This is a genomic window from Serratia sp. T13T92 (genome assembly GCF_047530105.1).
Taxonomy (GTDB): domain Bacteria; phylum Pseudomonadota; class Gammaproteobacteria; order Enterobacterales; family Enterobacteriaceae; genus Chania; species Chania fonticola.
In genome coordinates this window covers 1-894 of sequence record NZ_JBLJAK010000128.1, presented here as the reverse complement: position 1 = coordinate 894, position 894 = coordinate 1, and the positions used below count along the sequence as shown (strand labels likewise).

Annotated in this window: 1 protein-coding gene; it reads right to left on the bottom strand. The window is 63.2% G+C overall.

Annotation, left to right across the window (positions count from 1 at the left end; genetic code table 11):
* On the bottom strand, positions 1-894 hold an 894-nt coding region (locus tag ACMV5I_RS29535), incomplete at both ends, for an AAA family ATPase (protein WP_414825975.1).

Here is an 894-nt window from a genome sequence, read left to right as displayed (position 1 = left end):
CGTCAATCTCGGATACTGTCCAGACGCTGTTGGCCACAAAACCACGCTCATTGTCGCTTTTGGAGAAACGCATCCGGTCGCCGGGCGATACAGTGAGAGTATCCGGGCGATACAGCGTCACCCCCTCCGTCGCAGCCTGGGTGGGCGACAGCGAGCGGGTGTTGCCCTGTTCATCTTTCAGGGTGACCAACTGCCCATCCTTATCCAGGCTGTCAATCCGATAGTAGGTGTTGTCCAGCAGCACCAGATTGTCTTGCGCCGCTTGCCAGGTGGCCATTTTACGCAGCTCACCGTCACGCAGGTTGGCGGAGGTCAGTACCGGTAGTCGGGCCTCCTGCTCACCCAGCTCACCGGCCGCCTGACGAGCCTCATGTATCTGCGCGTTCAGCGCCCGCCGGTCGGCGTTCAGGGTCGTCACCACGATGGTCTGTGCCTGCGCCTGCGGTGTGCGCCCGGTGTAGTCCCGTACAATGGCTTCATAGAGGGTGGCGGGCTGTGCGCCGGGCGTCAGGCTCCCGTCGGCCAGACCTTTCTCGATGTCCTTCTCCTGCACCGCGCCGAATTCCACCACCGAACTCTCCGGCTGCCAGGCACCCGCCTGACGCGGCACCTGTGCGGGCGCCACCTGCTCAAGGGTGTTGAGGGCGCTGTCGATGTCCCGGTCAATCAAACTGTAGACCGCCGGTTTCAGGACTGGTGTCTGGCGAACGATCTCCTGCATCACCGCCACGTAGATGGCGCTGCGTTTTTGCAGCAGACGGAACGGTTGGCCAGGTGCGATGGACTGCAACTGATCGGTGTCGCCACTGGACACCGCCCGTCCGCCGCCCCCGGCGATCAGGCCATAGGCCCGGGCCATATCGGCATTGCCGACCATCGAGCTTTCATCCACCA